A 10,328-nucleotide genomic window follows, 5' to 3' on the forward strand; every position below is an offset into this window, starting at 1 on the left:
CCCTGACGTTCATAACCCCTGCACGCGCCGCTCGGGCCGGAACATCAGGCAAAACCCTACAAGCACCACGGCTGCGAACCCGGCCGGAAACAGCCAGATACTCCGCCAGTCATGCAGCATTCCCGATGCGTAGTGGTCGGTCACCTTCCCTGCCACCCAGAACCCGATCAGCATGCCCAGCCCATAGGTGGCCAGCGTGATCAACCCCTGCGCCGAGCTGCGAAAGCGCTCGGGGGTTTTGGCGTCGGTGTAGATCTGCCCGCAGACGAAGAAAAAGTCGTAGCACACGCCATGCAGCGCGATGCCGATCAGCAGCAGCGCGACCGCTTCACCGCCGCTGCCGTAGGCGAACAACACGTAGCGCAGCACCCAGGCGAGCATGCCCACCAGCAGCGCGATCTTGATCCCGAAACGGGCAATGAACAACGGTAGCAGTAGCATGAACAGCACTTCGGACACCTGCCCGATCGCCATTTTTGCCGTGGGATTGGCAACACCGATCTCGGCCAGGAACGGATTGGCGTTCTGATAATAGAACGCCAGCGGTATGCAGATCAGGATCGAGGCCAGGAAGAAAATCAGATAGCTGCGATCCTTCAGCAACCCGAGTGCATCCAGGCCCAACACCTGGCGCAGTCCCCGGCGCTCGCTGCTGGCTTGCAGGGGCGCGGTGATGGGCAATGTGAAGCTGTAGAGACCAAGCAGCAGCGAAGCGATGGCCGACATCAGGAAGGTGTTGCGCAATGCTCCGCCCGCGATGCCTGGCGCCGAATCCCACGCGAACACCATGCTGATGACCAGACCGGCCACGATCCAGCCGATCGTGCCCCATACTCGGATGCGGGAAAATTCCCGCGCCGGATCCTGCATCTGCCGGAAGGCGACCGAGTTCACCAGGGCCAGGGTGGGCATGTAGGCAATCATGTAGGCCAGGACATAGGGATAGAACGTGGCGAAATCCGCTGCTCGATACAGCTGATACAACAGCACCGCGCCCAGCAGGTGAAGCACGGCCAGGATGCGCTCGGCGTTGAACCAGCGGTCGGCGATCAGGCCAATGACGAAAGGCGCAATGATCGCTCCCCATGACTGCGTCGAGAACGCCAGGCCGATCTGCCCGCCGCTTGCCCCTAGTCCCGTCGCCAGGAAGGTACCCAGGGTGACGAACCAGCCGCCCCAGATGAAGAACTGCAGGAACATCATCACGCTCAATCGCGCGTTCATGGTTTTCATTGCACTCACCGTTTTATTGTTATGGCAGGTGTCGGTCGAAGGCTCGCAGGTTTCAGTCTTCAGGCAGGCCCAGTAATCGCCGGTTGGAATGAACATCGGCAGACACACCGGCGAAATCGTCGAAGGCCCGTTGGGTGCGTGTGATCATGTGGCGCTCGATGAACGCAGCGCCCTCACCCGCGCCTTGGGCCGAGTCCTTCAGGCAGCATTCCCACTCCAGCACGGCCCAGCCGTTGAAACCGTATTGGGTCAATTTGCTGAAGATCGATTTGAAATCCACCTGGCCGTCGCCCAGGGAGCGGAAGCGTCCAGGCCGGTCGACCCAATCCTGATAACCCCCGTAGACACCCGCCCGGGCGTCGGGACGAAACTCGGCATCCTTGACATGGAACATGCGGATGCGCGCGTGATAGCGGTCGATGAAGCCCAGATAGTCCATCTGCTGCAGCAGCAGGTGGCTGGGGTCGTAGAGAATGGCGGCCCGCGGATGCTGGTCGACCGCCTGCAGAAAACGCTCGAACGAAGCGCCATCGTGCAGATCTTCGCCAGGATGGATCTCGTAGCACAGGTCGACGCCAGCGTCTTCGAAGCAATCGAGGATAGGCACCCAGCGCTTGGCGAGTTCGGCGAACCCTTGTTCGACCAGACCCTTTGGCCGCTGCGGCCACGGGTAGACATAGGGCCACAGCAGCGCACCGGAAAAGGTCGCGTGGGCTTTCAGACCCAGCCGCTGGCTGGCACGGGCAGCAAGCTTGAGCTGGTCGCTGGCCCATTGCGTTCGGGCCTCGGGCCGACCGCGCACGTGGACCGGCGCAAACTCGTCGAACACCGCATCGAAAGCCGGATGCACCGCCACCAGTTGACCTTGCAGGTGGGTGGACAGCTCGCTGATCTGCACGCCGGCGTTTGCGCAAATGGCGTTGAGTTCGTCGCAGTACATCTGACTGTGCGCGGCTCGTTCCAGATCGATGTAGCGAGTGCCCAGCGTGGGCAATTGAATGGCCTTGTACCCCTGGGATGCGGCCCAGCTGGCGATGTTGGCCAGGCTGTCGAAAGGCGCTTGGTCCGACATGAACTGGGCCAGAAATATGCCCGGTCCACGCAGTCCGTGTTCGGTTGCAACGTTCATCATGAAAGGCTCCGTGAGTGCAGAGGACAGACCAGTTCGGTCCACTTGGCATCGCTGCGATGACTGGCGATGGCGGTTTCGATGAAGGCCATTCCACGCAGACCCACCTCCATGCCCGGCACGCCCGGCGCCTGGTTGCCGCCGCCACCAGCCTGGATGGCGTCGGCGAAATCCACGTAGAGATTGGCCATCGCCTCCAGATAACCCTCGGGATGACCGGCCGGCAGACGCATCCGTCGTGTGGCCACAGTGCTGAGCCACGGCTGCCCGAGGCCCGAGCGCAGCACACGCATGGGCTGATCAAGCGAGCGATGGATCAGGCTGGACGGCTCTTCCTGACGCCATTCCAGTCCGCCTTGCTCACCGTAGATGCGGATTTTCAGTGGGTTCTCCTCGCCAGCGCAGACCTGGCTGGCAATGAGCACGCCGCTCGCACCGCCGTTCATCTTGAACAGCATGCTGGCATCGTCGTCCAGCCGACGGCCCTCGATGTGAGAGCCCAGCATGGCACTGAGTGAGTGCACCTGCTGATCGGCGATGAACTCGGCAAGACAGAACGCGTGGGTGCCGATGTCGCCGATGCAGCCGCCGATACCGGACTGCTCCGGGTTGTCACGCCAGTCGGCCTGCTTGTTGCCATCGCGGGCGATGTCTTGGCTCAACCAGCCTTGGGGGTATTCGACGATGACTTTGCGCACCTTGCCAATTACACCGTTGCGCACCAACTCACGGGCTTCCCACACCATGGGGTAACCCAGGTAAACGTGGGCCAGACCGTACAGGCGATCGCTGCCATGCAGCACGCGATCGAGCGCCTGCAACTCGGCCAGGTTCAAGGCGGCGGGTTTTTCGCTGAACACGTGAAAGCCTGCCTGAATGGCCCGCCGAGCGACCGGGGCATGAAGATGATTCGGTGTGACGTTCACCACCAGTTGCATGCGCTGGTCACTGGGCAGCCGTGATTCGGCTTCGATCATCTGTTGCCAGTCCGCGTAGGTACGCGCCGGCTGGAGACCCAAGGCATTGCCCGTCCGCTGGTTGTTCGAAGGATCGCGACTGAAGGCGCCGCACACCAGTTCGAAACGCCCGTCCAGCGCGGCGGCCTGACGGTGTGCCTTGGCGATGAAAGAACCCTCTCCACCGCCGACGAACCCCATTCTTGTCTTGTGCATGAAACCCAGCCTCAAAGCAGGTACCTGTCTGAGCTACGATACGCAACCAGTCGATGTAACCGGTTACATCCTTACATCGAATCTAGGCGCCAAACTGTGCTCTGTCAAACGGACAGCCGCTGAAAATCGGTCCCGGACCCTACCGCGAACTGCGGTAAGCTTCGCTTAGGTATTCCCGAGAAACGAGGTGGACTTGTCGAACATTCGTGAAGTGGCGCGCCTGGCCGGGGTTTCGGTGGCGACGGTATCGCGCACCCTGAAGTCCCCGGAGCGAGTGCTGCCCGAGACCCGTGACCGGGTCAACGTCGCCGTGGAACAGGCCGGCTACCGACCCAACCTGATGGCCGTGCAGTTTCGCTCGCGGCGCACGTTCAACCTGGTCGTTCTGGTGCCGAACATTGCCAACGGTTTTTTTGCCCGCGTCATCAGCGGCGCCCAGAAAGCCGCCCAGGCCGCCGGCTATCGCGTGCTGCTGTGCGACACCCTGGGGTGCGAAGCCACCGAGCGCGAATTTGCCGAGCTGGTACACGCCCATCAAGCCGACGGGGTTCTGCAGTTGCGCGCCTACGACCCGTTCGTTTCAACCAGCGGGCTCTCGGACGTGCCGCCCATCGTCAACGCCTGCGAGGTGCTGAAAAGCGGTCGTCATCCAACCGTCAGCCTGGATAACCGAGCGGCTGCCAAAGCCGTCACCCAGCACCTGCTCGACCTGGGCCACCGACGCATCGGCTTGATCAACGGACCGGCCGACAGCCCGCTGACTCACGACCGCCGCGCGGGCTACGAAGCAGCGCTGCGCGAAGCCGACATCGCACCCGACCCGGCAATGATCTGCCCAGGCGATTTCAGTCTGAAAGCCGGCTATGACGGTGCGCTGCAGTTGCTGGCTGGGCCCGAGCGCCCCACCGCACTGTTCTGCGAAAGCGATGAAATGGCCATCGGCGCCTTGAAACGGATCAGGGAAATGGGCTTGCGTGTACCTCAAGACGTTTCACTGGCCGGGTTCGACGACATCGAACTGGCCGCCTATTGCGATCCGCCGCTGACGACCATCGCCCAGCCGGCCGAACAGTTCGGCCAGCAGGCGGTAGAGATGTTGATCAGCCTGATCGAGAAACGCCCGCTGCCGGCACGGCACGTGACATTGCCCTATCAGCTGACGATCCGGCAGAGCACCGCTCGGGTAGCGGGCTGATGATGCCCGTTATTGATTCGATGCAGGCCCGGACTTTTTCTGCCGTCGACACCGCTCCGAGCAATAACGAACTTCATCCCAGCATCTTTCCCATTTCTTGCGCCAGGTGAAGGGCAGACCGCATGTGGCGCAGTGCTTTACCGGTAGTTCACTCTTCTTCAAACACTGTCTCCATCGACCAGCACCGAAATCATCCTGATACGAAAATCATCAGAGGCTGTATAAAACCACAGTACCTCGCTAGAATGCGCCATCCGCCCATCACCTGGACAAACGCATGGACCTGCATCTTAGCCAAACGAGCGCGGCCATCGCCATGGTCAACCGGCTCCAGTCCGAGTTGATGGAGCTGGGCGAAGTGCTGCGGGCCGTCAGGGATCAAGCCCATGTCGATGCCATGTTCGGCCTGGATTTCCGGCCCGAGGATGCGGTGCGCAACGAACCGATAGAAGTTCGTACGCTCCACGGCGATGAGGCGGTACAAGCGGCGTTCGAAGCACTCACCAGTATCTGGGTCAAAGTTGGCCAGCACCCACGGGAAACGCTGCGTGTACCCGGTGTGATCGCCCTGCCCCGCGCGGCCATCGACAAGATCCTGCAGACGAACGTCACTCGTAGCGAGCTGGGCAAGTTGATCGGGGCCATCGAAAAGACCAACGACCGCCGCAATGTCTGGGGCCGCTTCAAGGGCCGCGGGAACGGCATCGTTCCCAAACAGGCTTTGCGCTTGACCCATGTGCTTACCGATCCCCAGGTCATCAACTTCTACTGGGATGACACCGGCTCTTCCGGCGCACGCAAGATGGCCGGCGACTTGATTGAAGAATGGAAAGAGTTGCTCGATCAATACCGCGACAAACAAGCGACCGTGCACCACTCCTCGGAAGCTGCGGCCGAGAACGCCCTGCTCTACGGCATCGACATGCTGGCCAAGCTCGACCCGAGCGAACAGGTCGCGATTCGTCGATTGGTGCAGCCTCATATTCGCGCGCGGGTTCGCAATGCAGACGCGAAAGTGAAGCCGATCATTGCACCGGTCCCCTTCGTCTACGAACTAGGCCAGCCAGCGCCGAAGGTCAAACCGCTTCAAAGTTACGAGCCGAAGATCCTGGTGAAGAAAAACACCCGCCTCGCATTGCTGGAGGATGATCCGTACGTGGAAGCGATGAACCTGTTCCGCTACAAGGAAGAGCATCGTGTGTATGGACCGATGCCCAGGAAGTCGGAAGAGCCTTGAGAAAGGTTGGGGACTGGGAACAGAACTCAAGCGCCTCTTCCGTTGTTAACCAGGCTGTGAACGCGGTGCGTGGGTTATTCAAAATTGCAGCCGATGTCATGATGTTATTGTTGTTGAGCCAAGGTGATTAATGCAGCGCGGGGCTTAGTTGATACATCCCAATTGCGTGTTGCCAGCCTTGCTGCGGTCTCTGCCGGTCAGCTTTCTTGAATAGTGAATCGGCATGCTGTCCACTCTCGATGTGATGAGCCGTTCAATACGCCAAAGTCCTGTAACATGCCCTTCTTTTTTCAAGTGGCAGCCTTCTGGTGTCCGTAACTCCTCTCACCGCACGCGAAACCTGCCAGTTGCTTCGAGACATCGCCTTGGGGACTCGCACGTTATACCGTCTGGGCGACGCGTGCTGGGCCAACACCCTCGACTCAACGCTGACGGTCGGTGCCGATGGGTGGCTCATCACCTTCCATCAGCACGACGACGGTCGCTTCCATTGCGAGCGTTGCCAGAGCCCTGAAGGCCGACTGTATGCCTTCGACTCGGCCCAGCGTTACGGCACCGATCCTATCGAGCTGTTGAGCACCTGGGAGCATGCTCGATTGGCGCAATTGCTGGCTGAAGTCTGAGCCGAGCCTTCGACAGCCGGTCTTCAGACCCCATAGCCGCAGCCGATACCCTTTCATCAAGCTACCCTGCCCCGCTGGTAACACCCCACCATGCCTCCGAATGCCGATCACGTAGATTTTTTGTCCCTCCTCAATGCCATTCAGGAGTTCATCGTCGTCAAGGACGGCGCCGGACGATGGCTGTTCTGCAACAAGACGGCCCTTGCCGCCTACGAAATGAGCAGCTTCGACTACGTCGGCATAACCGATGCCGAACTGCTCACCTTGCAACCGAAGTTTGCCGAGGGTTTCGCGCGCAACGTCGAGACAGACGAGTTGGCCTGGCGCAACCGCCGCGCAACGATCGTCGAAAAATCCTTCATGGGTCAGGATAACCGCATCAATACCTGGGAGGTCATCAAGACGCCCTCCTTCAATGCCGACGGCACGCGCTACCGGCTGCTGATCGTCAGCCGCAACATCACCGAACGCAAGCTTGCCGAGAAGGCCCTGCAAGCCAGCGAAGAACGCTTCAAGAACCTCGCCCACCTGGATGCCTTGACCGGTATATCCAACCGCAGGGGGATTCTCGACCTGATCGCCCATGCATTGGCTCAAACCACGACGCCTGCCAGCGCCCCACTGCCTTCGGCGCTCATCTACATGGACCTGGATCGCTTCAAGCTGATCAACGACCAGCGGGGTCACGAGCTCGGCGACGAGTTGCTGATCGCTTTCGCCCGGCGCACCCGCCTCTGCCTGCGCGAGGGCGATCTGTTCGGTCGCATCGGTGGCGACGAGTTCGTCGCGTTTCTACCGCACACCGATCAGGCACAGGCGCTTCAGGTTGCCACCCGCCTGTGCGAATCCCTGAGCCATCGGTGGAACGTGAAGGGCCAGGAAATCCACACCACCTCCTCGATAGGCATCGCGTTCTTCCCCGAAGCGGGCGAGGACGTGCACACGCTGCTGCGCCATGCGGATGAGGCGCTGTACCAGGCCAAGCGCGCGGGCAGATCGCAGATCAAGGTGTATTCGGCGCAGTGATCACGAAGGCGACAGAGGGGTCGGATACCCAAGCCGCACGCCTGTCATGATGTTATCAGTCTGAATTGGTTTCGGGCGCCTTACACAGGCGCCCGGCCACGAGGTTTTACCGCGAAATCATCCCGGCAGCCTGCTCGGTCGCTTCGGTCGTCCGCGTCGCCAGCTTGCGCACCTCGTCCGCGACCACGGCGAACCCGCGCCCGGCTTCGCCCGCGCGCGCTGCTTCGATGGCCGCGTTCAGCGCCAGCAGGTTGGTCTGATTGGCGATGCTCTGGATGGTGGACACGATCTGCGACAGCTGCGCGATATTGTCTTCCAGGGTGCGCTGGTGCTCCACCTCCGCTTCGCGCAACGCCTGCTGCTCGTGCAGCAGATTGACGTCCACCAGCGCGCCGACCACGCGCAGGGGTGCGCCCTGCGCATCCCGACGAGTCTGGCCGCGAGCACGGAACCAGCGATACTCGCCGGTTTTCATCTTCAGCCGGTACTCGATGTCGAACGGCGTCTTGCCCGAGCGATCGTTCAGGTGGCTGCCGAAAGCGGCCAGGCTGCGTTCCTTGTCATCGGGGTGCAGTCTGGAGGCCCAGCTGTCGAGTACATCGGGAAACTCTTCGACGGTTTCGAAGCCCAGCAGCCTGCGGAATTGCGTCGACCACCAGAAGGGATTCTTCGGGTTGACCGGATCCCCAGCGATCACCTCCATGTCCCAGAGGCCATCGGAAAGCATCTCCCGAGCCAGTTCGAACCGCGTGATGATCACTTCGTGCTCATGGTCCCGTTGCAGCTCATCGTGAATGTCGCGCAACGAGCCGGCGACCCGCACAGGCCGGCCCTGGGCATCGCGCAGGGTCTCGCCCTGGGCGTAGAACCAGCGGTAGCTGCCGTCTTTCATCGCCAGGCGATTCTTGACCTTGTATGGCGTGTGGCCTGACTTGTCGTTGAGGTGACGTGCGAAGGCATCCAGCGTCGCTTGTTTGTCCTGCGGATGCAGGCGATCTGCCCAACTGGCCAGCACGTTCGGGAAATCACGCTCGTCATTGAAACCCAGCAGGTTGCGCAACTGCTGCGACCACCAGAAGCGATTGTTGGGATTGACCGGGTCGCCGGCCACGACCTCCATGTCCCACAAGCCTTCGCTGGAGGCGCGGTTGACCAGGTCGAATCTGACCTCGTGGGCACGAGCCGCTTGTTCGGTTTCGCGCAACAGTTCGCGGGCGGTTTCGAGTTCCGCTTCGAGGGCGGCAATCCGTGTGTCGGCGTGGCTGCGGGATTGATTGACGGCCTCCAGCGCGCGATTGACCGCCGGGGCGGCGGCACACCCTCGCAGCTGAGGTTCGGTACCCTGAGTGAGGGCGGACAGCAATTGTTGCAAGGCGCGCCGATCGCGGCGCAAAGGAAACAGGACAGGCATGAATAGAGCTCTATACAGGTGGCGGGCCTGATCCATGGCACCTCGCCATCTGTATCGTCACAGAACTGGAAAACTGTATAGGTTTTTTGGATTCTTTGCCGTGAGTTCAGAAAGCAGTAAAAGCAGTCGCCCTTTGGCATGAGCATGCAAGCGGCAGTCAATGCGGTGATTGGCAAAAAAGTATCAGCACGGTGCAAGAACCGGGCTACCAGCGCCCCGGCCTTTCAGAGTATGTTGCCGAAACTTTGCGGATGCCCGCGGCGATGTTGCCCGGCTCCACGCTCGATCCATTCGAGCGATGCCCCACATAACAAGAGGAAGCTGGATGAACAGGCAACTGCCCGCAGTCGTGGTGTTTGGTGAAGCACTCACCGACCTGGTCCAACACGCACCCGGGCGCTGGCAGGGCTATCCGGGTGGCGCGCCGTGGAACGTGGCGCGGGCCATGAGTCGCCTTGGGGTCTCGACGGCGTTCGCCGGTTCGATCAGTACCGATTCGCTGGGGGATGAGCTGTTCAAGCAGTCCGAAGCCGCAGGCCTGGACATGCGTTTCCTGCAGCGTATCGACGTCGATCCGTTGGTGGCGATCGTGCCCTCCAGCCACCCTCCCCGTTATTTTTTCGCCGGCGAGGCCGATCTGCATTTCGACGTTCAGCTTCTGCCGGCGGGCTGGCTGGAAGCTGCGCAGCTCTGCCATTTCAGCTGCATCAGCCTGGCGCGCCAGCCACTGGGTGACAGGCTGGTGGAAGTCGCCCGGCAGGTGAGGCGACACGGCAAGCTGATCAGTTACGACCCCAACTGGCGCAACCTGATGGACAGCCGGTACCGTGAAGTGACCTTTCCGGCCATGGTGGAACTGGCGGACATCATCAAGCTGTCGGATGAAGACTTGCGTCAGATCTATCCCGGCCTGAGCGAAGAACAGGCCCTGCAGCAGCTGCGCGAGATGAACGCGAACGCTCAGGTACTGTTCACCCGTGGTGCCGAGGGCATGGTGTTGTTCACCTTGGGCAGCAAGGTCGAACAGGCAGCCATCGCCGTCGAGGTGGCCGACACCGTGGGTGCCGGCGACGCGAGCATGGCAGGCTGGCTGGCTTCGGGCCTGTTGGGCATCGAAGCCGCGCAGGCGCGCCTGGCCTTCTCTGCGGCATGTGCTTCGGTGTCGTGCGCCAATGCGGGCGCTTATGCACCCAATCGTGAAGAAGTCGAACAGCTTTTGGCGCGTTCAGGTGAATCGCGCTGAACCCTTCGCGGCCACGGACCGCTCCTACGGGAGGGCTGCAGATTACCGTAGGAGCGGTC

Annotated in this window: 10 protein-coding genes; 5 read left to right on the forward strand and 5 right to left on the reverse strand. The window is 61.3% G+C overall.

Annotated elements, in window-relative coordinates:
* Positions 1-9: 9 nt before the first annotated feature.
* The 3 genes from QMX89_RS05190 to QMX89_RS05200 are packed head-to-tail and all read right to left on the reverse strand — an operon-like array spanning position 10 to position 3,534.
* A complete protein-coding gene (locus QMX89_RS05190) occupies positions 10-1,233 on the reverse strand; it encodes a nucleoside permease (protein WP_282347284.1) in 1,224 nt (407 codons plus the stop codon).
* A 52-nt stretch (positions 1,234-1,285) separates the two neighbouring features.
* Complete coding sequence (locus QMX89_RS05195; RefSeq protein ID WP_282347285.1) at positions 1,286-2,365, reverse strand: sugar phosphate isomerase/epimerase; 1,080 nt, start codon at positions 2,363-2,365, stop codon at positions 1,286-1,288.
* A complete protein-coding gene (locus tag QMX89_RS05200) occupies positions 2,362-3,534 on the reverse strand; it encodes a Gfo/Idh/MocA family oxidoreductase (protein ID WP_282347286.1) in 1,173 nt (390 codons plus the stop codon). Before QMX89_RS05200 ends, QMX89_RS05195 begins: the two co-directional genes overlap by 4 nt.
* A gap of 193 nt (positions 3,535-3,727) precedes the next feature.
* Between QMX89_RS05200 and QMX89_RS05205 the strand changes: the two genes are divergently transcribed.
* Positions 3,728-4,729: a LacI family DNA-binding transcriptional regulator gene (locus tag QMX89_RS05205; protein WP_282347287.1), complete on the forward strand. Its 1,002-nt coding sequence runs from the start codon at positions 3,728-3,730 to the stop codon at positions 4,727-4,729.
* A gap of 9 nt (positions 4,730-4,738) precedes the next feature.
* On the opposite strand, the gene QMX89_RS05210 is transcribed toward QMX89_RS05205, so the two are convergent.
* Positions 4,739-4,891 carry a DUF2256 domain-containing protein gene (locus QMX89_RS05210; protein ID WP_282347288.1) on the reverse strand — a complete coding sequence of 51 codons (153 nt, stop codon included), beginning with the start codon at positions 4,889-4,891 and terminating at the stop codon, positions 4,739-4,741.
* A gap of 115 nt (positions 4,892-5,006) precedes the next feature.
* Here QMX89_RS05210 and QMX89_RS05215 point away from each other — a divergent pair, with 115 nt between their 5' ends.
* The 3 genes from QMX89_RS05215 to QMX89_RS05225 all read left to right on the forward strand — a co-directional run bounded on the left by QMX89_RS05215 (position 5,007) and on the right by QMX89_RS05225 (position 7,615).
* The gene (locus QMX89_RS05215) at positions 5,007-5,966 is read left to right on the forward strand and encodes a DNA replication terminus site-binding protein (RefSeq protein ID WP_282347289.1); all 960 of its coding nucleotides are present in this window, start codon (positions 5,007-5,009) and stop codon (positions 5,964-5,966) included.
* Positions 5,967-6,274: 308 nt separating this feature from the next.
* Positions 6,275-6,589, forward strand: a complete 315-nt coding sequence (locus tag QMX89_RS05220) for a hypothetical protein (protein WP_282347290.1) — start codon at positions 6,275-6,277, stop codon at positions 6,587-6,589.
* Positions 6,590-6,709: 120 nt separating this feature from the next.
* A complete protein-coding gene (locus QMX89_RS05225; RefSeq protein WP_282347292.1) occupies positions 6,710-7,615 on the forward strand; it encodes a sensor domain-containing diguanylate cyclase in 906 nt (301 codons plus the stop codon).
* A gap of 106 nt (positions 7,616-7,721) precedes the next feature.
* On the opposite strand, the gene QMX89_RS05230 is transcribed toward QMX89_RS05225, so the two are convergent.
* On the reverse strand, positions 7,722-9,026 hold the full coding sequence (locus QMX89_RS05230) for a PAS domain-containing protein (RefSeq protein WP_282347294.1): 1,305 nt from the start codon (positions 9,024-9,026) through the stop codon (positions 7,722-7,724).
* 325 nt (positions 9,027-9,351) lie between these two features.
* On the opposite strand from QMX89_RS05230, the gene QMX89_RS05235 reads away from it, so the two are divergent.
* A complete protein-coding gene (locus QMX89_RS05235; RefSeq protein WP_282347295.1) occupies positions 9,352-10,269 on the forward strand; it encodes a carbohydrate kinase in 918 nt (305 codons plus the stop codon).
* Positions 10,270-10,328 lie beyond the last annotated feature (59 nt).

The organism is Pseudomonas sp. PS01301, assembly GCF_029960215.1.
GTDB lineage: Bacteria > Pseudomonadota > Gammaproteobacteria > Pseudomonadales > Pseudomonadaceae > Aquipseudomonas > Aquipseudomonas coleopterorum.